Here is a 21,202-nt window from a genome sequence, read left to right on the forward strand (position 1 = left end):
CCGCGACCCGGCCGGCGGGTGGCTCAGCCGATCGTCGTGGTGGTGAAGACGGGGCTGGGGTCGGGGAAGCAGGCCGTCGGGGCCTCGATGTCGACGAGCTGGTTGACCACCGTCGTCAGCGTCAGACCCGGGTCCTCGTAGCTGGTGCCACCCAACTTCGTCTCGATGGTGCCGGATTCGCCCGCGGTCAGGTGCGCGGTCACGGTCGGCAACTCGAACTCGGCGCCACCGGCCACCGGGCCGGCGAAGCTCAGCGTCGCCACCGAGCCCTCCACATCGATCGACGGCTCGCTACCGAGGCCGGAGCCGCCGGTGAGGTCCGCGCTGACGAAGGTCGAGTTGGCCGGGATCGGGATCTGCAGCGCGACGTCCTTGATCTGCTTGACGGTGAATCCGTTGACGTTCGCGGGCACCGTCGTCGCGGTCGGGTCGATCACGACGTCGAAGGCGCCACCGGGGGCGACCGTGGCCGGGGCGGTGATGTCGGTGCCCTGGGTCAGGGTCGTCTGCTGCGGTCCGACGATGGGCGCGTCGGCCTGGCAGTCGAAGGTGATGTCGAAGGCCTCGGCGGAGGCCGGTGTGGCGAGTGCGGTGAGCGGGACGAGTGCGATCGCCGCGCAGGCGAGCGCGCGGGCGGCGGAACGGCGGGAACTCGGGTTCATGAAGCCACCTCTGGTGTGAGTGATACGACGGTGTGTCACGGAGCCGCGGCATCTCAATAGCTACTTGTCAGTAGATTCCGAGGTCAAGAGGCAGCCGTTCCCATACGCGCTCGGTGACGGCGGCTGGGAACGAGAACAGCCGGATGCCGGATCGTGTTGGGCCGTCCGGGGTAGTGGCCGCTCAGGCCGTGCGCGCAGGCGCCATCATCGCGCTGCCGTAGCGGCGCAGCACCACCTCAGCCACCCGGGGTTCCGCGGCCAGTGGCCCGGCGATCAGCACATCCGGTTCGGCCGTGCGGGCCAGCAGGGCGATCCGGTCGGGCAGCAGCCCCGGGGCCAGGAACCAGGACGCCACCGCGATCCGCCGCGCACCGTGGGCGCGCAGGGCGGTCACCGCCGCCGGGACGTCCGGCGCCGCCGTACTCGCGAACGCGGGCACCACCGGGCCGCCGCCGGGCCGCCGCGCCCGCCACCGTCGCGCGATCGCCGCCACCGCCTCGTTCGCCTCCGGCCGTGAGGAGCCCACCGCGGAGACCAGCACACCCAGCTCCGGATCGACCATGTCCGCGCCGGCATCGGCGAGCCGGTCGCACGCCACCGCCTCCAGCAGCGGGTCGGCGCCCAGTACCTCGGCGACCCGCACCCGCAGCCGTGGCATCGCCGCCGTCGTCTCGGCGACGATCGCGGGCAGATCCACCCTGGCGTGGTAGGCGCTGCCCAGCAGCAGTGGCACCACCACGACTTCCCGGTGCCCGTCCGCGTGCGCCTCGCGCAGCACTTCGGGCACCGGCGGGTCCGACAGGTCCAGGAACGCCACCCGCACGTCCGTGCCCGGCGCGGTGTCCCGGACCACCGCCGCCAGGGCGCGCACCGTCGCCGCCGACCGCGGGTCGCGGCTCCCGTGCGCCACCAGCACCAGCGGCGGCGCCGTCATGAGGGGACCGCGCCGATCGTGGAGAACCGGTCGCCCACCATGCCGGCCGCGAGCGTGTCACCGTCCCGGGGCTCGATCACCAGGAACCCCCCGGTGCGTGGGCTCGTCGCGTAGTCGTCCACCGGAACCGGCTCCGACAGTCGCAGCCGGACGCTGCCGATCTCGTTCAGCTCCAAGGAATCTGGACGATCCACAACAGACAGACCCTGCTCGTCGAACCGGCTCACCAGTTCGTCCACGAACGCCTGCACGGTGCGCGCGCCGTGCTTCACCAGTACCTTCGCGCCCGCCCGCAACGGCGTCGAGGACAGCCAGCACACCGCGGCCGTGAGCTCGTCGGTGAGCACAGGAGGACGGTCCGCCGAGGCGATCAGGTCACCGCGCGCGATGTCGATGTCGTCGTCCAGCAACACCGTCACCGAACTGCCGGGGCCCGCCTCGTCCAGCGGCCCGTCCGCGGTGTCCACCCGCCGCACCGTCGTCGGCAGCCCCTGTGGCAGCACGACCACCCGGTCGCCGGGTCGGATCGTTCCCGCGGCCACCTGCCCCGCGTAGCCGCGGTAGTCGGGATGCTCCGCCGTCCGTGGCCGGATCACGTACTGCACCGGCAACCGGAACGGATCGCCGTCCGGGTCCGGAGCGACCGGCACCCGTTCCAGGTGCTCCAGTAGTGTCGGCCCCGAGTACCACGGAGTCCGGTCCGACCGGCTCGCCACGTTGTCCCCGTGCAGGGCGGACACCGGCACCGCCAGCACCGAACCCGCCGCGTAGCCCAATGAGGCGGCATGGGCCGTGAACTCCTTGGCGATGACCGAGAACGCGCCCTCGTCGTAGTCCAGCAGGTCGATCTTGTTCACCGCCAGCACCAGCCGTGGCACGCCCAGCAGCGCCAAGACGGCGGCGTGCCTGCGCGTCTGCTCCACCACCCCGGTGCGCGCGTCCACCAGCAGCACGGCGAGTTGCGCCGTCGACGCGCCCGTCACCGTGTTGCGGGTGTACTGAACGTGTCCAGGGGTGTCGGCGAGCACGAAACTCCGGTTCGGCGTCGCGAAGTAGCGGTAGGCGACGTCGATGGTGATGCCCTGCTCACGTTCCGAGCGCAGGCCGTCCACCAGCAGCGAGAGGTCCGGAGTGGACAGTCCACGATCGACACTGGCGCGCTGTACCGCCTCGAGCTGGTCGGCGAGCACCGACTTCGTGTCGTACAGCAACCTGCCGACCAGCGTCGACTTCCCGTCGTCGACGCTGCCGGCCGTGGCCAGGCGCAGTAGTGAACTCATCTCTAGAAGTACCCCTCTCGCTTGCGGTCCTCCATCGCTGCCTCGGAGAGCCGATCGTCCGCGCGGGTGGCACCCCGTTCGGTGAGCCTGCTCGCCTGTACCTCGGCGATGACCTCGTCCACCTCGGCCGCGGCGGACTCCACGGCACCGGTGCAGGAACCGTCGCCGACGGTGCGGTACCGGACGGTCAGTTCGCGCACCTCCTCGTCGTCGCGGGGGCCGCCCCAGGGGCCCTCGGTGAGGAGCATGCCGTCCCGCAGGTAGACCTCACGGCGGTGCGCGAAATAGATCGACGGCAGCTCGATGCCCTCCCGTGCGATGTAGTTCCACACGTCGGCCTCGGTCCAGTTGGACAGGGGGAAGACCCGCACGTGCTCGCCGGGACGGTGCCTGCCGTTGTACAGGTTCCACAGCTCCGGCCGCTGACGGCGTGGCTCCCACTGGCCGAAGGCGTTGCGCAGGCTGAAAACCCGCTCCTTGGCCCGTGCGCGTTCCTCGTCCCGGCGTCCTCCGCCGAACACGGCGTCGAAGCGGTTGTCGGTGATGCTGTCCAGCAACGGCTGTGTCTGCAGCGGATTGCGGGTGCCGTCCGGGCGTTCCGCCAGCCGCCCGTCGTCGATCCAGTCCTGGACGTTCGCCACCAGCAGGCGCAGGCCGTACTTCTCCACCACGTGGTCGCGGAAGGCGATCACCTCGTCGAAGTTGTGCCCGGTGTCCACGTGCAGCAGCGGGAAGGGCACCGGCGCGGGCCAGAACGCCTTGATCGCGAGGTGCAGCAGCAGCGTCGAGTCCTTGCCGCCGGAGAACAGGATCACCGGGCGGTCGAACTCACCCGCCACCTCACGGAAGATGTGGATTGCCTCGGACTCCAGCGCGGCCAGATTGTCCCGCGCGGCTACGTCCGCACGCTCGACGGTCGTCATGTATCGCCCCTCTCAGCCGTGCAGGCCGCACTCGGTCTTGGACTTGCCCGCCCAGCGTCCGCTGCGGGGATCGTCGCCCTGCGCCACCCGTGCGGTGCACGGCGCACAGCCGATCGACGGGAAACCGTCCTGTACCAACGGGTTCTCCAGAATCCCGTTGCGCACGATGTAGTCGTTGAACTCGTCGTCGGTCCACGCCGCGATCGGGTTCACCTTCACCAGCCCGTTGCGTTCGTCCCAGGTGACGATCGGCGTGTCCGCCCGTGTCGGCGCGTCCACCCGGCGCACTCCGGTGATCCAGCACGAGTAGCCGGACAGCGTTCGGCGCAGCGGCACCACCTTGCGCAGATTGCAGCACAGCCCGGGATCACGGTCGTGCAGTCGTGCGCCGTGCTCCGCGTCCTGCTCCGCCACCGACTGGTCCGCGGTGGCGTTCACCACCGTGATCCCCGGGTAGGTGTGGGCGACCGCGTCCCGGGTGCCGATCGTCTCCGCGAAGTGGTAGCCGGTCTCCAGGAACAGGACGTCCACATCGGACCTGGCCCTGGTCGCCAGATCGATCAGCACCGCGTCCTGCATGTTCGAGGCCACGATCAGGTCGTCGCCGAAGGTGTCGAACGCCCAGCGGATCGACTCCTCGGCCCCGGCCTCCGCGTAGGTCCGCGCGGCGTCGCGGGCCAGTTCCTTGAGCTCCTCGGTACGAGTCGTGGTCGTCACTGGTCTCTCACCCTTCGCTCGTGGCGTCCGGGGCGGCAGGAGCACCGTCCGGGAACCGCAGGCCGATCAGCTTCACCGAGAACACCCTGCGACAGGAAGAACACAGCCAGGCGCCCCCTTCTTCCGGGCGAAGATCTTCGTCACCGCAGTAGGGGCAGTGAAACGGCGTGGCCCGCTCGTTCATGCCGCCCACTCGCACGGGCGGGGAAGGGGGCTGCCCGGGTGGGTGGGCCCGCCGGTCATCGCAGCGCCTCCTCGTCGGCCCGCGCCACCCACTGCGCGAACCGCTCACCGTCCTCGCGGCCCGCGACGTAGTTGCGGACGATCCGCTCCACGTACCCGGTCAGTTCCCCGCTGGTCACCTTGTGCCCGCGCAGTTTCCGGCCGAACCCGGCGTCCAGGCCCAGGCCGCCGCCCAGGTGCACCTGGAATCCCTCCACCTGGCTTCCGTCCGCGTCGGTGACGATCTGGCCCTTCAGGCCGATGTCCGCCGTCTGGATCCGGGCACACGAATTGGGGCAGCCGTTCAGGTGCACCGTCACCGGAGTGTCCACATGCGACTGAATATCGGCCAGGCTGCGTTCCAGGTCCGCCACCAGGTCGTGTGCACGCCTCTTCGTCTCGACGATCGCCAGCTTGCAGTACTCGAGGCCCGTGCACGCCATCACCCCGCGCCGCCACGGCGACGGGGCCGTCTGCAGGCCCAGCTCGTCCAAAGCCGAGGACAGGCCGTCCACCTCGGACTCCGCGACGTCGAGCACCACGAGCTTCTGTTGCGGGGTAAGGCGCACCCGCGTCGAACCGGCACCCTCGGCGGCCTTCGCCACCGCCAGCAGCGTCGAGCCGGACACCCGCCCGGCGATCGGCGCGGCACCCACGTAGAAGTTGCCGTCGAGCTGCCGGTGAGCCCCGACGTGGTCGATCGGCCGTTCCGGCACGGCCGGTGCGGGGCCGTCGATCAGTTCGCGCCCCAGGTACTCCCGCTCCAGCACTTCGCGGAAACGCTCCGCACCCCAGTCCTTGACCAGGAACTTGATCCGCGCCCTGGAACGGAGCCTGCGGTAGCCGTAGTCCCGGAAGATGCCGATCACGCCGGCCCACACGTCGGCGACCTCGTCCCGCGGCACCCACGCGCCCAGTCGCTGTCCGATCATCGGGTTCGTCGAAAGGCCGCCACCGACCCACAGGTCGAAGCCCGGCCCGTGTTCGGGATGCTCGACGCCGACGAACGCGATGTCGTGCACCTCGTGCGCCACGTCGGGCTGGCCGGACACCGCGGTCTTGAACTTGCGCGGCAGGTTCGAGAACGCCGGATCTCCGACGTACCGGCGAGTGATCGCCTCGATCGCCGGCGTGCCGTCCAGCACCTCGTCCACCGAGATCCCCGCGACGGGCGAGCCCAGGATCACCCGCGGGCTGTCCCCGCAGGCCTCCATCGTCGTCATGCCCGCGCCCTCGAGCTTCTGCCAGATGGCGGGCATGTCCTCCACCCGGATCCAGTGGTACTGGATGTTCTGCCGGTCGGTGATGTCCGCGGTGTCCCGCGCGTAGGTCTGCGAGATCTCGCCCAGCACGGTGAGTTGCTCGGTGGTCAGCGCGCCGCCGTCCAGCCGGACCCGGAGCATGAAGAACTCGTCGTCGAGCTCCTCCGGTTCCAGGGTCGCCGTGCGGCCGCCGTCGATGCCCGGCTTGCGCTGGGTGTACAGGCCGTACCAGCGGAAACGTCCGCGCAGATCACCCGGGTCGATCGAGTCGAAACCGCCGTGCGCGTAGATGTTCTCGATCCTCGCCCGCACGTTCAGCGGATTGTCGTCCTTCTTCGACCGCTCGTTCGGGTTCAGTGGTTCGCGGTAGCCCAGCGCCCACTGGCCTTCGCCGCGGCGCTGCGTGCGGCCGGTCTTCGGATTGTCGCGCGTGGGCGAGGCCATGGTTCGTCCTCCGGGAAACGGGAGGTCACCGTGACGCCGAGAAGCCCCTGGTGTGGACGTGGTGGGAGCGCTGCGCGGCGGATCCGGCGCCTGCTGTCGTCGACCGCGGCGGCGCGAGGGCGCCGGGCGCGGTGGTTTTCTGTCGGCCGGGGTGGATCGTCAGGGTCGGCACAGAGCGCTGGAGACACGCCGAAGATCGACGTGCCGCCTGGTCACGAGGCACACACCAGCACGGGTCACGTGTTCCAGACTGCCACGTGCCCAGTATGTGGCCCAATCGAGTCCGCATGCTGGGAGCGACGTGACCTGCGTCATCAGGGCCGACGCGCCGGGCCCACCGCGGTGCCTGGGACACTGGAGGGCGTGGCCACCCTTCCGCTCGCCGGCCCGACGGCGCCCCTCGACGCCACGCTGCCCGAGAGCGCGCTGCGTGGTCTCGGATCCCGCCCGTTCGGCGTCTACGTGCACGTCCCGTTCTGCGCCACCCGTTGCGGCTACTGCGACTTCAACACCTACACCGCCGGGGAGCTCGGTTCCGGCTCCTCGCCGGAGTCCTGGCTCGACGGCGTCCGCCGGGAGTTCGACCTGGCCACCCGCGTGCTGGGCACGCCGCCGCCGGTGGACACCGTGTTCGTCGGCGGCGGAACACCCTCCCTGCTCGGCGCCGAGGGCCTCGCCTCGATCCTCGACGCGGTGCGCGCCGGGTTCGGCCTCGCCCCCGACGCGGAGGTGACCACCGAGTCCAATCCGGAATCCACCTCTCCGGAGTTCTTCGCCGGGCTGCGCGAGGCCGGATACACCAGGGTCTCCCTCGGCATGCAGTCCGCCGCCCCGCACGTCCTCCGCGTCCTCGACCGGGTGCACACCCCCGGACGCCCGGTCGCCGCCGCCCGCGAGGCGCGCGCCGCCGGCTTCGAGCACGTCAACCTCGACGTCATCTACGGCACGCCGGGGGAGCGGACGCGGGACCTGCGGGCCTCCCTGGACGCGGTGCTCGACGCCGGGGTCGACCACGTCTCCGCCTACGCGCTGATCGTCGAGGAGGGCACCGCGCTGGCCCGCCGCGTCCGCCGCGGCGAGATCCCCGCCCCCGACGACGACGTGCTGGCAACCGGCTACGAGATGATCGACGCCACCCTCGCCGGAGCGGGCCTGCACTGGTACGAGGTGTCGAACTGGGCGTCCTCCGAGGCCGCGCGCTGCCGGCACAATCTCGGCTACTGGCAGGGTGGCGACTGGTGGGGCGCCGGGCCGGGAGCGCACAGCCACGTCGGCGGCGTCCGATGGTGGAACGTCAAGCATCCCGCGCGCTACACCGGCCTGCTCGCCGAGGGCGAGTCGCCCGCCGGCGGCAACGAGGTACTGACCGACACCGACCGGCACCTCGAGCGCGTCATGCTGGAACTGCGCCTCTCCGACGGGCTCGCCCTCGACGCGCTGGGTTCGCACGGTGCCATCCAGGCACGCGCCGCGGCGGACGAGGGACTGCTGGAGCCCGCCGCGCTGGCCGAGGGCCGCGCCGTGCTCACCGACCGCGGCAGGCTGCTCGCCGACGGCGTCGTCCACCGGCTGACCGGCTGACCCTCCGCGTCGGGTCGCGTGTGGACTCACCTCGGGTAGGGCACGCCCCACCATCGCTTCGGGGGTGTCCTGGCTGCCGCGGACCGGGTTTTCCGGGTGGAATCGTCTTCCATGACGGCAGCGATGGGAACACAGCGGAGGGACCCGGCCGAGCGCACCACGGCCGCGGTGGAGCTGCGCGGCGTCAGCCGCACCTACGGCACCCGCACGGCGCGGGTCCGTGCACTCGACGACGTGAGCGTCGCTTTCCCGGCGGGATCGTGGACGGCGGTGATGGGCCCGTCCGGCTCCGGCAAGTCCACGCTGCTGCACTGCGCGGCCGGGCTCGAACCGGTCGGATCCGGCCAGGTCCTGATCGGCGGAACGGACATCACCTCGGCGAGCGACCGGGACCTGACCCTGCTGCGCAGGCGGGAGATCGGGTTCGTCTTCCAGAGCTTCAACCTCATCGGTGCGCTGACCGCCGAGCAGAACGTGGCGCTGTCGCTGAAACTCGGCGGGCGCAGGGCCGCCAACGGCGAGGTACGGGCGGTGCTCGCCGGGGTCGGCCTGGGGGACCGGCTCCGGCACCGGCCGCGCGAGCTCTCCGGCGGGCAGCAGCAACGGGTCGCCATCGCCAGGGCGATGGTCACCCGGCCCTCGGTCCTGTTCGCCGACGAGCCCACCGGCGCCCTCGACTCCGGATCCGCGCGCACCGTTCTCGGACTGCTGCGGGAGATGGTGGCCCGGGCCGGTCAGACCATCGTGATGGTCACCCACGACCCGGCCGCGGCGGCGAGCGCCGACTCGGTGCTGTTCCTCTCCGACGGCCGGATCGTCGACCACGCTCGCCGTCCGAGCGCGCGCGAGGTCGCCGATCGGCTCGCCCGGCTGGAGGCCTGACATGCTCGGCCTTTCCTGGAGCACGTTCCGCGAACGCTGGCAACTCTTCATCGGGGCGATCCTGACCGTGGCCGTCGGGGTGGCGCTGGTTCAGTCCTCGCTGCTGATCCTGATCTCCGCCGCCACGGCCGAGGTACCCGCGGGTCTCCCGCCGATCGACCGGGCACGGCTCGCCGAGGGGTACGAGTCGGCGCTGGCCCTGCTCGGCGTGACGCTCGGCTTCTCGGCGTTCCTCGCCGTCTTCATCGTCAGTTCCACGTTCGCGTTCACCGTCGCCCAGCGCAGGCGCGACCTGGCCCTGCTGCGTCTCGTCGGCGGCGCGCCGGCACAGGTGCGCAGGCTGCTGCTGTCGGAGGCGTTGCTGCTCGGGCTCATCGGTACCACCGCCGGGGTCCCGCTGGGCCTGCTGGTGATGCGCCTGCAGACGGCTCTGCTGACGACGCTGGGCTTTCTGCCCACCGGGTTCACGGCGGACTGGCGCGGGTGGATCCTGGGGGTGTCCATCGGCGCCGGGATCGGGGTCGCGCTGGCGGGGGTCTACGTCGCGGCCCGCCGCGCCGCCCGGGTACGGCCGCTGGAAGCCCTGCGCGACAGCGGTTCCGCACTGCGGGTGATGTCGTTCTCCCGCTGGTTCTTCGGGCTGCTGTTCCTCGCGGGCGGGATCGCCATGGTGATCATCGCGCCGTTCGCCGGGCCGGTGGGGGCGCAGCCGCTGGCGATCAACGCCGCACTGGCCGCCTCGGTCGGGCTGGCGGCGCTGAGTCCGCTGGTGGTGCCGCTGGTGGGCAGGCTGTTCGGCCTGGTGCTGCGCGGCGGGCCGGCTGCCCACCTGGCACGCGCCAACGTGCGGGACAACGTCCGGCGCGGCGCCGCGACCGCCGCTCCGCTGCTGGTGCTGGTGGCGCTGCTGGTCGGCCAGTCCTCGGTGCTGACCTCGATCGGTGCCGCCTCACTGGAGGAACGGCGGCGAACGCTCGCCGGTGACCTCGTCGTCGAGTCCACCGGCGGGGACGCCGAGCGGATCGCCGATACGCCGGGCGTGGCGGTGGCGGCCACGGAGACCGCGGTACCGGTGTCGGTGACCAGGGTCGAGTACAGCGGAAAGGACGACGAGGACACCGAGACGACGACCACCGAACTCGTCGCGACCGCCGTCGATCCGGGCGCGTACACCGCGACCCATCCGATGCCGATGACGGCCGGGTCGCTGACCGGCCTGACCGGGCGCACGGTGGCGCTGGGCGCGGACAGCGCCTCGGACCACGAACTGGAACTCGGCGGAACGCTGACCGTGGCCGTCCCGGGCACCGGCGACGTGTCCCTGAGGGTGGTCGCGATCCTGCCCGAGACGATGACCGGCGGCGAGGAGATCCTGCTGCCCGCCGATCTGCTTCCCGCCGCCGCGCCCGCCTCCGACGGCAGCCGCACCATCGTGCGATTGGAACCGGGAGCGGAGGTCACCGGAGTCGCCGACGGCCTGCGGGCCGCCGGTGTGGGGGAGGTGTCCGGTCTCGGGGAGTGGATCGAGCGTTCGGCGGCGCGGGAACAGGACGCCGGCGTCGGCATCACCGGGGTCGTGATGGGACTGGGCGGGCTGTACGCGCTGATGGCCGTGATCAACGCCGTGGTCATCGCCGCCGCCGAACGGCGCCCGGAGTTCGCGGCGGCCCGGGTCACCGGGTTCACCAGGTGGCAGGTGGTGCGGATGGCGCTGCTCGAGTCGTGGGTGGTGACCACGGTCGGCATCGTGCTCGGGGGGCTGGCCGCCACCTTGTCGCTGGTCGGCATCGTGTCGACGATCGGCGAGGTGACCGGCACGGCCGTCGTCTCGGTGCCGTGGGCGCTGGTCGGCGCCGTGGTCGCCGGGGCGTTCGTGGTGGTCGGCGCGACCAGCGTGTGTACCTCGTGGTCGGCGACCAGGCCCTCGCCGGTGTCTCTGGTCACCGCCCGGGAATGAGCCGCGACCGAGCCGGCGCGGTTTTGTTAGGCTGCCCTTGGTTCCGGATCCCGGGCCGACCCCACGAGCGAGGAGCGAGCATGGCCGACCGGCCGGTGCGCAAGGGCAAGCCGTCGACGACGCTGCGGGTGCTGCGCAAGGAGAACCTCACCCCGCACATGATCCGCATCGTCGCCGGTGGGCCCGACCTGTCCGCCTTCGAGGGACTCGTGTGCACCGACAGCTACGTGAAGCTGCTCATCCCGGTCCCCGGAGTCCGGTACCCGGAACCGTTCGACATGCAGGCCGTGCGGGAGAACTTTCCGCGCGAGCAGTGGCCGCGCACCCGTACGTACACGGTGCGCCACGTCGACATGGCCGCGGGCGAGCTGACCCTCGACTTCGTCCATCACGGCGACCAGGGCCTCGCCGGTCCGTGGGCGGTGACCGCCCAGCCCGGTGACGAGCTGGTCCTGCTCGGCCCCGGTGGTGGATACGCCCCGTCGGCAGAGGCGGACCGGCACCTGCTGGTCGGGGACGAGAGCGCCCTGCCCGCCATCGCCGTCGCGCTGGAGGCCATGCCGGCCGGGGCTCCCGTGCAGGTGTTCGTGGAGGTCGAGGACGCCGCCGAGGAGCAGCCGCTGGCGACCGAGGCGGACGCGCGGATCCACTGGGTGCACCGTTCGTCCGGCGCGGACCTGGTCGCGGCCGTGCGGGAGCCCGGTGTCCCGGCGGGCACCGTGCAGGCGTTCGTCCACGGCGAGGCCGGTTTCGTCCGCGAGCTGCGCCGGTACCTGCTCACCGAGTGCGGGGTGCGCAAGGATCTGCTGTCCATCTCCGGATACTGGCGTCGCGGCAAGGACGACGAGGCGTGGCGGGCGGAGAAGGCCGCGGAGAAGGCGGCCGAATCCGCGGCGGAGAAGGCGAACGCCTGACCGCCGTTCTCGGCCGAGCGGCCGTCAGCGCCGGCGGCCGCGTGGGCGCGCGGGGGAGTGGCCGCTCGGCTTCTTCGCCACCACCACGTTTCCGCTGTGGTCCACAGTGGACGCGATGTCGACGCCCTCACCGGAGACCCCGGGCGCCGCACCGGAACGCAGGCTGGTGCCGGGCGCGAGCCGGGTCACCGCGTCCTCCATGTGTGCCTCCAGCAGGGTCAGTACGGTCTCCTCCTCGCCCGCGCGGATCGCCTGGATGATCCGGTTGTGCTCGCAGACCCGCTCCTCGACGCCCTGGTACGTCCGCTGCAGCGCCGACATGCACATGCGCGTCTCGATCAGCAGTGTGCGCGCCATCCGTACCAGCCGCCTGCTGCCGGAGGACTCGATCAGTACCTCGTGGAAGCGCAGATCCGCCGCCGAGAGCGCGGTCGGGTCCTCGTCCTCGGCCGCCACTCCCATGGCCCGCACGGTCTCGTCCAGGGCGGCCGCCGCGGCCTCCCTGTCCCCGCGCATGATGAGCAGTGCCGCCGCGCGTTCCACCGCGGAGCGGGCGGCGTAGACGTCGTACACGTCGCCGGGTTCCAGGTCGATGACGAACAGCCCGCGGTGCCGCTCACTGCGCAGCAGGCCCTCGGACACCAAGCGCTGCATGGCTTCTCGCAACGGACCGCGGGAGACCTGGAACCGGGCGGCGAGGTCGGTCTCGCCGAGCTGGGTGCCCGGCGCGAGTGTCCCGGTCATGATGGCGTCCCGGAGCTGCCGGGCGATGATCCCCGCCGTCGACTCCCGGCTCACCGGCTCGATCTCGGTCATCTTCCGGTCCGTCCGCTCCCGCCGTCCTCCGCCGCGGCGGCCACCGCCGCGGCCGTGACATCGGCGGAGCCGCCCCGGAACAGCGCGCCGAACTCGGGCACCGGGCGATACGCGCCGGCCAGCCGCAGCCCCTCCCACACCGTGACCTGGTTGGCGGTGAGCACGGGCTTGCCGAGCCGCTGTTCGAGCGCGGTGATCAGCCCGAGCGTGCGCATGGCGGTGTCCGGGACGAGCAGTGCGTCCGCGTCCGGGTGGTCGCGGCCGACGACCAGTTCGGTGACCGCCTCGGGTGCGAGATCGCCCACCTCGGCGGCGGTGTCGATGTCGGCGCTGGACATCGACACCACCTCGATGCCGCCCGCCGCGAGGAACTCGACGAAGAGCCGGGCGACGTCGTCGGGGTAGCTCGCGGCGACGGCCACGCGCCGCACGCCGAGCGCCTGCGCGGCGCGGACGAAGGCGAACGAGGTGCTCGACGCCGGCAGGCCGCCCGCCGCCTCGGCCAGGCCGGCGACCTGCCGCGCCGCGCCCTCGGGACCGTAGACGAAGCTGCCGCTGGTGCAGGCCCACACCACGGCGTCCGGCGCGTGCCGGGCGAGCAGCCCGGCCCCCTCGGCGAGCCGGGCCGGGCTGCCGAGGTCGAGCAGTTCCGGCACGGCGTGCAGGTCGGTTCCGTAGATGTGCTCCACCGGCAGCCGGACGCCGCCGCCGAGCAGGTCTTCGGCGAGGGGGTAGTCGTCCTCGGCGGCGTGGTCTGGGTAGATGAAACCGATCGTCGTCATCCGCACCTCCGTTGTCGTCGCGTTCGGTCGTCGCGTTCGGTCGTCGCGTTCGGTCGTTCCTCGCGGTGTGTCCGATCAGGACACTTCGCGCAGCCATTCGCCGGGACCGACGATGGGCAGCTCCATTCGCCGCAGGCAGGCCCACATGGTGAGCTGGTTGGCCGTGAGCACCGGTTTGCCCAGTGCTTTCTCCAGCGGTTCGATCAGGTCGTAGGTGGGCAGGTTGGTGCAGCTCACGAAGATCGCCTCGGCGTCGGGGTGGTTGGCGGCGATGATCCGCTCCGCGATGGTGCGGTAGCTGACCTTCCAGATGCCGCCGCCGAGGCCGAGGTGATCGCTGGACAGCGTCTCCACGTCCAGCTCGGTCAGGAAGTCGTGCAGCTTCGCGGTCAGTTCCGTGTCGTACGGGGTCAGCACCGAGATCCGGCGCAGGTCGCGTTGCCGCAGCACCTCGGCCAGCGCGCCGGAGGTGGTGACCGCGGCCGGGGCGCCCGCGTCGCAGATCACCTTGCACAGCGCCTCTTCCGCCACCACGCCGTTGACGAAGCTGCCTGAGGAGCAGAGGTAGGCGACCACCTCCGGCTCGACGTGCAGCACGTCGCGGGTCGCCGCGGCGAGGTGCTGGCTGTTGCTGACCAGATGCGCCATCTCCATGCTCACCGGTACGGGTTCGTACGGCGTGCGCGCCAGGTGCAGCGAGACCTCCATCGGCACCCAGCGCCACAGTTCCCGTTCCAGGGCAAGGTCGAACGGCGCGATGATGCCGATGCCGCGCTGGGCGAGCGGGCCGTCGAAGAACGGGAAGTCCACCCCTGTCAGATCCAAGGTTCACCCCTTGTGAAGTCGCCGGTGTGAGCGCCTCCGGGATGCCTCCTCGGATTGTTGACAATCATACGACCGACTCATACCGTGTCAACGTGATGGGCACCGGTAATTCAGCGCGATCGACGCCCGGGGGCACCGGGCCGGAGCGGCCGGTTCTGGCCGTCCTGCACGGCGACCGGCTCCCTGCCGGCATGGAGGCCGTCGAACAGGGGGCCGAGGTCCGCTACACCCGTGCGGACGGCCTCGCCGACGCGCTGCGCGGTGCCGACGCGCTGTTCGTCTACGACTTCCTCTCCACGGCGGTGCCCGGCGCCTGGCACGCCGCGGATCGCCTGCGCTGGCTGCACATCGCCAGCGCGGGCGTCGACCCGGTGCTGTTCGACGGCCTGGTCCGCAGCGAGGTCGCGCTGACCAACTCGCGCGGCGTGTTCGACGACTCGATCGCCGAGTACGTGCTCGGTGTCGTCCTCTCCTTCGCCAAGGACTTCGCCCGGTCGTTGGATCTGCAGCGAGAATCCCGTTGGCAGCACAGGGAAACCGAGCGTATCGCGGGCAAGCGGGTGCTCGTCGTCGGCACCGGGCCGATCGGCCGCTCCACGGCGAGACTGCTGCGGGCCGCCGGGCTGGACGTTTCCGGAGCGGGCCGCCGTGCCCGGGCGGACGACCCCGACTTCGGCACCGTGCACGACTCGGCCGAACTCACCGAGTACCTGCCCGCGTTCGACTACGTCGTCGCCGTCGCCCCGCTGACGGCGCGGACCAAGGACATGTTCGGCGCGCGTGCGTTCGCCGCGATGAAGCCGACGGCGCGCTTCGTCAACGTGGGCCGAGGCGAGCTGGTGGTGACCGGCGACCTGGTGTCCGCACTGCGCTCGGGCGACATCGCCGGGGCCGCGCTCGACGTGTTCGACACCGAGCCGCTCCCCGTCGATCATCCACTGTGGACGATGGAGAACGTGCTGCTGTCGCCGCACATGTCCGGCGACGTGGTGGGCTGGCGGGACACCCTGGTCGAGGTCTTCGCCGAGAACTTCCAGCGGTGGCGCGAAGGCGAGCCCCTTCGTAACCTCGTCGACAAGGGGCTGGGTTACGTACCGTCCGCCGGCTGAGAAGCCCGGCAGCGAACGTCCGCGTGGTGACCCGGCGAAGCCCGTCCACGCGCGGTCGAGGAGTGCGGATGTCCGCAGAGGGTTTGAGGAGGATGGATGGCCGCGAACACGAACAACCTGCTCACGGCGAGCGAACTGGTGGGTGCCTACTCGTCCGGGGAGCTCTCCCCGGTGGAGGCCACGCGCGCCGCGCTGCAGGCGATCGAGGAACGCGACGGCGACTGCAACGCCTACACCATGGTCGACGCGGAGTCGGCCATGGCGCAGGCGGAGGACTCGGAGAAACGGTGGCGTGACGGCCATCCGATCGGCTGGCTCGACGGCGTTCCCACCTCGATCAAGGACATGTTCCTCACCCAGGGCTGGCCGACGCTGCGTGGCTCCACCTGCGTCGACCCGGACCAGCCGTGGGACGTGGACAGTCCGGTGACCGCGCGGCTGCGGGAGCACGGCCTGGTGCTGCTCGGCAAGACCACCACCCCGGAACTGGGCTGGAAGGGCGTCACCGACAACCCGCTCAACGGGATCACCCGCAATCCGTGGGATCTCTCCCGCACACCCGGTGGCTCCTCCGGTGGCAGTTCGGCGGCGATCGCCGCGGGTATGGGCGAGCTGTCCGTGGGTACCGACGGCGGCGGCTCGGTGCGCATCCCCGCGTCCTTCTGCGGCATCGTCGGGTTCAAACCCACCCACGGACGGATCCCGCTGTACCCGGCGAGTCCGTTCGGTGCGCTGGCGCACGCGGGACCGATGGCCCGTTCCGTCGACGACATCGCGCTGATGCTGGACGTGCTGGCACTCACCGACTACCGCGATCCCACCGCGCTGCCCCCGCAGGTCGGCACCTACCGCGAGGCGGTCCGCCGCGACGTGCGCGGGCTCAACGCCGCGTTCTCACCGGGACTCGGGTACGTCGACGTCGACCCGGAGGTGGCGCAGATCGTCGTCTCGGCGGTCGCCGCCCTGTCCGAGGCGGGGCTGCGGGTGGAAGAGGCCGATCCCGGCTTCACCGATCCGATCGACGCTTTCGGCGTGCTCTGGTCCACGGGCGCGGCGAAGTGGCTGGACACCTTCCCGGAGGGATCCGCGGAGAAGATCGACCCTGGCCTGCGCACCGTGTGGGAGAAGGGCCGTACGTTCTCGGCGAGCGACTACCTCGACGCCAACGCCGAGCGTGCCGCTCTCGGCATCCGGATGGGCGAGTTCCACACCCGCTACGACGTGCTGATCACGCCGACCGTGCCGATCCCGCCGTTCGAGGCGGGGCACGACGTGCCGCCGGGCAGCGGGATGGAGAGCTGGGCGCAGTGGACGCCGTTCACCTACCCGTTCAACATGACGCAGCAGCCGGGCGTCAGCGTCCCGGCGGGCTTCACCTCCGACGGCCTTCCGGTGGGCCTGCAGATCGTCGGCCCGCGTCACTCGGACGACCTTGTGCTTGCGGTCGCGCGCCTGCTGGAGGAGATCCGGCCGTGGCCGCCCTCCACTCCCGCGCGCCCAGGACGCGGCGGCCGGTAGCCCCGCCGCAATTCGTCGACGTATTGCGCTCACCCGGACCGCAATACGTCGACGAATTGCGGTTTCAGGCGGACGGGGGCGTGGCCGGGGCGGGCTCCCGGCGGCGCACCGTGCGGACCTCGCGGCTGCACAGAGCGAGCAGGGTGATGCCCACCAGTACCGCCGCGGCGGCGAGCAGCGTGGTCTCCCGGCCGAAGCGTTCCGCCAGCGGACCCGCCGCCACCTGGCCCGCCGGTACCGCGATCAGCGAGCCGAGCAGGTCGTAGGAGTACACCCTGGACAGGCTGCGCTCGGGCACGTTCTCCTGCAGGGCGACATCCCAGGCGACGACGAACTGCTCGATCGCGACCCCGGCCAGGAACGCCGCCGCCAGCAAGGGAACCAGAGCGGGGGCCTCGGCCAGCACGACGAGTGGTGCCGCGTCGACCGCGACCACCGCGACGCCCACGAGCAGGGCCCGCCGGGGCTGCCACCGGATCGCGATCACACCGCCGGCGAGCGCGCCCACGGTGTGCAGGGCGAGCACGAAACCCCAGCCCGCACGGCCGATCGTGTCGTCCGCGATCGCCGGGCCGAGCACCACCAGCCCGAGCGAGTTGAGCGCGTTGACCACCATGAACTGGCAGACCACGACCCAGATCCAGGTACGGCCGGTGAACTCCCGCCAGCCGTGCACCAGGTCGGCGATGATCCGGCTGCCGGACGGAGCCCGCTGTCCGGTGGACGGGAGCCCGCGGTAGGCCAGGGCGCCGAGTAGGAAGACCACGGCGTTCACCGCGATCGCCGTGCCGCTGCCGAGGCCGGCCACCAGCAGGCCACCCGCCGAGGCCCCGCCGATCCGGCCGAGGTTGATCGCCATGCGCAGCACGGCGTTCGCCGAGGTCAGCAGTTCCGCCGGAACGGTCTGCGGGGTCAGCGCCGAGGCCGCCGGGAAGGACATCGCCGCGACCCCGCCGTTGACCACGCTCAACGCGATCAGCAGCGGGATCGAGGCGAATCCACACAGGACACTCGCGGCGATGGCCGCCTGGGTCACGAACGCGGCCAGTTCCGAGCCCTGGGTGATCACCGACCTCGGCAACCGGTCGGCGATCACCCCGCCGAAGAGCACCAGCAGCACGCTCGCCAGCGACCGGGCGCCGACCACCACGCCGAGGTCGACGAGCGAGCCGGTCAGGTCGAGCACGGCGAACGCGAGCGCCGCCGGGGCGACGGCGTTGCCGGTCTCGGCCAGTGTCCTTCCGGCGAGCAGGAAGCGGAAGTCCCGGAACCGCAAGGGTTCCCGCAGTGCCTTCGGATCCCGGACGGTCACCGGCGGGGATCCATGGTGAACATCGAGACGGTGACGCTGACCCGCCGGGTCCCCCGTGTTCTCGGTGGCTTGGCGGCGTTGTGCAGCAGCAGGCTCAGCGCCCGGGCGTGTGCGAGCACCTGCTGCCAGGTGCGCTCGTCCACCCACAGCTCCGCGTCGGTCATCGCGGCCGGCGCGCCGGAGAGCCGGTAATCGGTGCGGCGGCGCAGTTCCGCGGCCAGGATCGTCGCCAGCAGCGCCTGCTCGTCGGGTCCGCGGGCGCACGTCCTCCCCCCGCTGTCCGGATCGTGCCGGTAGCGCTTCGCCTGGCCGCCGCGCACCGAGACCTCCTCGACGATGTCGAGCAGCCCGGCGTCGTGCAGGCGCCGCAGGTGGTAGCTGATGTTGGCCTGTGAGTCGCCGAGTTCGCGGGCGGCCTCCGCCGCGCTCATCGCGGCTCCGGTGAGCAACGACAGGATTCGCAGGCGCAGTGGATGGGCCAGCGCGCGCAGCCCGTCCGCGTGGATGTCGCGGTTCATCGGCCGAGTGTCCGGCCGTCCGGGGCACACCGTCAAATATCTCTTTGGGGGTAGCGATTCGGCTGCGGAACGTGCGGCGCCTGTGATTTTCTGACCGGATGCGAACAACGACATTGGGCAGGAGCGGCCTCGAGGTTTCGCGGGTCGCGCTCGGCACCTGGCAGATCGGTGGCGACTGGGGGCCGTTCGAGGAGCAGTTCGTCATCGATGCGATCAGGCACGCCCACGAGAAGGGCGTGAACCTCTTCGACACCGCGCCCGCGTATGGGGCGGGGCAGGCGGAAGTGTTGCTGGGCAAGGCATTGCGCCCGCTGCTGAAACGCGACCGGGAATCCGTCGTCGTCGCGACGAAGGGCGGAGCCGACCGGTTCTCGCCCACCCGTCCGCGCGACGGCCGCCAGGGCAAGGTGCGTTCCGGGGTGGAGGAGAGCCTGCGCGCACTGGACATCGACCACATCGACCTCTATCAGGTGCACTGGCCCGATCCGCAGACGCCGTTCGAGGAGACCGCGGGCGCACTGCAGGAACTCGTCGACGAGGGCAAGATCCGGCACGCCGGAGTGTCGAACTACGACACCGCGCAGCTCGCCGCGTTCGACCGGACCCGCCCCGCGGAGACGCTGCAACCGCCGTACCACCTGTTCCGCCGGGAGATCGAGGCCGACCCACTGCCCTACGCCCGCGAGCACGACATCGGGGTGCTCGCCTACAGCGCACTCGCCAGCGGGATGCTGACCGGCGCCCTGACCCCGGACACGACGTTCCACGCCGACGACTGGCGCAACCACTCCTCGGCCTTCCAGGGCGAAGCGTTCACGCGCAATCTCGCCGTGGTCGCCGACCTCGCCGAGTTCGCCGCGGCGCGGGGCGCCACGGTCAGCCAGCTCGCCATCGCGTGGGTGCTGGCGCAGCCGGGCGTGCACGTGGCGATCGTCGGCTCGCGAACGCCCGAGCACATCGAGTCCTTCGCCGACGCCACCGAACTGGACCTGACCGAGGCCGACCTCGCCGAGATCGAGCGGATCACCGCGGACAGCGCCTGGGTGGGAGGCGCGAGCCCGGAAGGCATCGCCTGAACTACCTGGTGGCGGCCTCGAGTTCGGCCAGCGCGGTGTCGAGGTGGGTCAGGATCCGCTGCAGATGCGGAACGCTGCGCCGGCACCCGGTGATGCCGAAGTCGAGGTTCTCCCCGTTGTTGGTCAGCGTGATGTTGAGGGCCTGTCCGTCGAGCAGGACCGACGCGGGATAGATGCCGTCGAGCTGCGCGCCGTTCCAGTACATCTGTTTGCGTGGCCCCGGAACGTTGGAGATCACCAGGTTGAACGGCGGCCGGGTGTTGTTGACGAAACCAGGCACCGAGGAGACCCCGAGCGGGGCCACGTTCAGTCCGGACAGCAGCAGCACCTGCAGCGGGGTGAGTCCCTTGAACAACCGCTTTCCGTCGGCCATGGACTTGTGGATCGTCGCCAGCCGCGCCTGCGGGTCGGCCTTGTCGGTGCCGAGGTTGCACAGCAGCGCGCCGATGGAGTTGCCGGAGGCCTCGCCCTTGTCGCTCTGCTTGCGCAGCGACACCGGGACCATCGCGGTCATCGGGGCGTGCGGCAGTGCGCTCTGCTCGATGAGGTAGTCGCGCAGCGCCCCCGAGCACATCGCGAGCACCACGTCGTTGCGGGAGACCCCGGCGGCGGTGGCGACCGTCCGGACGCGGTCCAGCGGCCAGGACTGCGCGGCGAACCGGCGGGCGCCACCGATCGGCACGTTCAGGATGGTCTTCGGCGCCTGCATGGGCAGGGTCAGCGTCTGCTCGCGGAACGCCTCGTTGGCGACCTTGAACGCCGCCGGGGCGATCCCGGCGACCTGTTCCAGCGTCCGGGTCGCGGCGCCGAGCAGTGACTGCGCGGGCCTCGGCCCGCGCTGGGTCCCGCCGGGTGTGCGGGAACCCCACGGTGGCGGGCAGTCCCTCGCCTCCGGGTCCTCGCTGAGCGTCGACTGGAGCTGCTTGAGCGCCGACACACCGTCGAGCAGGGCGTGGTGGATCTTGCTGTAGACGGCGAATCTGCCGTCCTGCAGACCCTCCACGAGGTGGGTCTCCCACAGCGGACGGTGCCGGTCGAGCAGGGTGCCGTGCCAGCGCGAGGTCAGCTCCAGCAGCTCGCGGACGCGCCCCGGCTGCGGCAGCGCGGAATGCCGGAAGTGATAGTCGAGTTCGAGGTCGGTGTCGTCGGACCAGGACCAGTGGCCAGCCGTGTTCACCGGACGACTCGGGCGCCTGCGGAACAGCCGTCGCACGTTCGGGTCGTCCAGCATCTGCGCCCGCAGGTCCCGCAGATAGTTCGGTCCCGCGCCCTCCGGCTTGCGGAACAGTTGCAGACCCCCGACGTGCATCGGGTGTTCACGCGTCTCGACCAGCAGGAACATCGAATCGGTCACGGGCATGAACGGCATCGGCAGACCACCTCCCTACGGCGAGGACAACCCCGGCGGTGCCGGGAACCGGATACGCCGGGTCGGGCGAGTCTACGCACCGGGCCATCGCTCACACCG

Annotated in this window: 19 protein-coding genes and 1 pseudogene; 7 read left to right on the forward strand and 13 right to left on the reverse strand. The window is 71.4% G+C overall.

The features are described 5' to 3' along the window. Positions 1-23: 23 nt before the first annotated feature. The 7 genes from CFN78_RS03800 to CFN78_RS03830 all read right to left on the reverse strand — a co-directional run bounded on the left by CFN78_RS03800 (position 24) and on the right by CFN78_RS03830 (position 6,444). On the reverse strand, positions 24-662 hold the full coding sequence (locus tag CFN78_RS03800; RefSeq protein WP_094861174.1) for a cyclase: 639 nt from the start codon (positions 660-662) through the stop codon (positions 24-26). A 181-nt stretch (positions 663-843) separates the two neighbouring features. Then, positions 844-1,596 (reverse strand): sirohydrochlorin chelatase, encoded by a 753-nt coding sequence (locus CFN78_RS03805; protein WP_094861175.1) that lies wholly within the window; start codon positions 1,594-1,596, stop codon positions 844-846. Further along, positions 1,593-2,876 carry a sulfate adenylyltransferase subunit 1 gene (locus tag CFN78_RS03810; protein ID WP_094861176.1) on the reverse strand — a complete coding sequence of 428 codons (1,284 nt, stop codon included), beginning with the start codon at positions 2,874-2,876 and terminating at the stop codon, positions 1,593-1,595. Before CFN78_RS03810 ends, CFN78_RS03805 begins: the two co-directional genes overlap by 4 nt. 2 nt (positions 2,877-2,878) lie before the next feature. Continuing rightward, positions 2,879-3,799, reverse strand: coding sequence for a sulfate adenylyltransferase subunit CysD (cysD, locus tag CFN78_RS03815; RefSeq protein WP_094861177.1), 921 nt, complete (start codon positions 3,797-3,799; stop codon positions 2,879-2,881). 12 nt (positions 3,800-3,811) lie between these two features. After that, the gene (locus tag CFN78_RS03820; protein ID WP_094861178.1) at positions 3,812-4,516 is read right to left on the reverse strand and encodes a phosphoadenylyl-sulfate reductase; all 705 of its coding nucleotides are present in this window, start codon (positions 4,514-4,516) and stop codon (positions 3,812-3,814) included. Between the two features lie 7 nt (positions 4,517-4,523). After that, entirely contained in the window at positions 4,524-4,700 is a 177-nt protein-coding gene (locus CFN78_RS29695; RefSeq protein WP_094861179.1) for an eL43 family ribosomal protein, read from the reverse strand. Positions 4,701-4,755: 55 nt separating this feature from the next. Then, positions 4,756-6,444 (reverse strand): nitrite/sulfite reductase, encoded by a 1,689-nt coding sequence (locus CFN78_RS03830; RefSeq protein WP_094861180.1) that lies wholly within the window; start codon positions 6,442-6,444, stop codon positions 4,756-4,758. A 363-nt stretch (positions 6,445-6,807) separates the two neighbouring features. On the opposite strand from CFN78_RS03830, the gene hemW reads away from it, so the two are divergent. From hemW to CFN78_RS03850, 4 genes are all read left to right on the forward strand, one after another. Then, positions 6,808-8,025 (forward strand): radical SAM family heme chaperone HemW, encoded by a 1,218-nt coding sequence (gene hemW / locus CFN78_RS03835; RefSeq protein WP_205660423.1) that lies wholly within the window; start codon positions 6,808-6,810, stop codon positions 8,023-8,025. A gap of 123 nt (positions 8,026-8,148) precedes the next feature. Continuing rightward, positions 8,149-8,907 (forward strand): ABC transporter ATP-binding protein, encoded by a 759-nt coding sequence (locus tag CFN78_RS03840; protein ID WP_094861181.1) that lies wholly within the window; start codon positions 8,149-8,151, stop codon positions 8,905-8,907. Between the two features lies 1 nt (position 8,908). Further along, positions 8,909-10,864 carry an ABC transporter permease gene (locus tag CFN78_RS03845; RefSeq protein WP_094861182.1) on the forward strand — a complete coding sequence of 652 codons (1,956 nt, stop codon included), beginning with the start codon at positions 8,909-8,911 and terminating at the stop codon, positions 10,862-10,864. Between the two features lie 80 nt (positions 10,865-10,944). Further along, on the forward strand, positions 10,945-11,778 hold the full coding sequence (locus CFN78_RS03850) for a siderophore-interacting protein (protein ID WP_094861183.1): 834 nt from the start codon (positions 10,945-10,947) through the stop codon (positions 11,776-11,778). A 24-nt stretch (positions 11,779-11,802) separates the two neighbouring features. On the opposite strand, the gene CFN78_RS03855 is transcribed toward CFN78_RS03850, so the two are convergent. From CFN78_RS03855 to CFN78_RS03865, 3 genes and pseudogenes are all read right to left on the reverse strand, one after another. Next, complete coding sequence (locus CFN78_RS03855) at positions 11,803-12,594, reverse strand: GntR family transcriptional regulator (protein WP_094861184.1); 792 nt, start codon at positions 12,592-12,594, stop codon at positions 11,803-11,805. A 74-nt stretch (positions 12,595-12,668) separates the two neighbouring features. After that, positions 12,669-13,376: pseudogene (locus tag CFN78_RS03860) on the reverse strand (maleate cis-trans isomerase family protein); the annotation flags it as partial. Between the two features lie 75 nt (positions 13,377-13,451). Beyond that, complete coding sequence (locus tag CFN78_RS03865) at positions 13,452-14,186, reverse strand: maleate cis-trans isomerase family protein (protein WP_094861185.1); 735 nt, start codon at positions 14,184-14,186, stop codon at positions 13,452-13,454. Between the two features lie 206 nt (positions 14,187-14,392). On the opposite strand from CFN78_RS03865, the gene CFN78_RS03870 reads away from it, so the two are divergent. Together CFN78_RS03870 and CFN78_RS03875 are read left to right on the forward strand one after the other, a co-directional pair. Further along, a complete protein-coding gene (locus CFN78_RS03870; RefSeq protein ID WP_094861522.1) occupies positions 14,393-15,310 on the forward strand; it encodes a D-2-hydroxyacid dehydrogenase in 918 nt (305 codons plus the stop codon). 96 nt (positions 15,311-15,406) lie between these two features. Then, positions 15,407-16,828 (forward strand): amidase, encoded by a 1,422-nt coding sequence (locus CFN78_RS03875; protein ID WP_094861186.1) that lies wholly within the window; start codon positions 15,407-15,409, stop codon positions 16,826-16,828. Between the two features lie 64 nt (positions 16,829-16,892). Here CFN78_RS03875 and CFN78_RS03880 read toward each other — a convergent pair whose 3' ends face one another. Both CFN78_RS03880 and CFN78_RS03885 read right to left on the reverse strand, forming a co-directional pair. Continuing rightward, entirely contained in the window at positions 16,893-18,140 is a 1,248-nt protein-coding gene (locus CFN78_RS03880) for an MFS transporter (RefSeq protein ID WP_094861187.1), read from the reverse strand. Continuing rightward, the gene (locus CFN78_RS03885; protein ID WP_094861188.1) at positions 18,137-18,658 is read right to left on the reverse strand and encodes a helix-turn-helix domain-containing protein; all 522 of its coding nucleotides are present in this window, start codon (positions 18,656-18,658) and stop codon (positions 18,137-18,139) included. Before CFN78_RS03885 ends, CFN78_RS03880 begins: the two co-directional genes overlap by 4 nt. 98 nt (positions 18,659-18,756) lie before the next feature. Here CFN78_RS03885 and CFN78_RS03890 point away from each other — a divergent pair, with 98 nt between their 5' ends. Further along, complete coding sequence (locus tag CFN78_RS03890) at positions 18,757-19,734, forward strand: aldo/keto reductase (protein WP_094861189.1); 978 nt, start codon at positions 18,757-18,759, stop codon at positions 19,732-19,734. A 1-nt stretch (position 19,735) separates the two neighbouring features. Here the strand turns inward: CFN78_RS03890 and CFN78_RS03895 are convergent, their stop codons facing one another. Further along, positions 19,736-21,103, reverse strand: a complete 1,368-nt coding sequence (locus tag CFN78_RS03895) for a WS/DGAT/MGAT family O-acyltransferase (RefSeq protein ID WP_094861190.1) — start codon at positions 21,101-21,103, stop codon at positions 19,736-19,738. Between the last annotated feature and the right edge of the window lie 99 nt (positions 21,104-21,202).

Source organism: Amycolatopsis antarctica (assembly GCF_002262875.1).
Taxonomy (GTDB): domain Bacteria; phylum Actinomycetota; class Actinomycetes; order Mycobacteriales; family Pseudonocardiaceae; genus Amycolatopsis; species Amycolatopsis antarctica.